Origin of the sequence: Bremerella sp. JC817 (assembly GCF_040718835.1) — a bacterium.
In the GTDB taxonomy this organism is placed as follows: Bacteria; Planctomycetota; Planctomycetia; order Pirellulales; family Pirellulaceae; genus Bremerella.
Genome location: NZ_JBFEFG010000198.1, coordinates 1 through 367, shown reverse-complemented (window position 1 = coordinate 367; position 367 = coordinate 1). Strand labels below are relative to the sequence as shown.

The 367-nt window shown below is 62.9% G+C and carries 1 pseudogene; it reads right to left on the bottom strand.

The annotated features are described in order from the left end of the window. Window positions 1-367: pseudogene (locus AB1L30_RS00950) on the bottom strand (polyhydroxyalkanoate depolymerase); the annotation flags it as partial.

Below are 367 nucleotides of genomic sequence, written 5' to 3'. Positions count from 1 at the left end.
GATAGTTCATCGGCACGGTGGCGATCACGTTCTGCCGATACCAGCCGATCGGCCGCTCCATCGCGTAATCGTTGACCGTGGTCGGGGATTCGCGCGTGTCGATCGGACCGCCCATCATGGTCAGCGTCCTGGGTCGGTTGGGATGGTCATTCGCGTTCATGATCGCCGTGGCGGCGTAGGCGGGCACCGACGGCTGGCAGACGGCCATGACATGCGGGCGCGGATCGCCGCCTTCCTCGCCGATATGCTCGAGAAAGGCGATCAGGTAGTCGATGTAATCGTCGAGGTCGAAGCGCCCTTCGTGAAGCGGCACGGTCTTGGCATCGGCCCAGTCGGTGATGAAGACGGTGTATTCCTGGAGCATCCG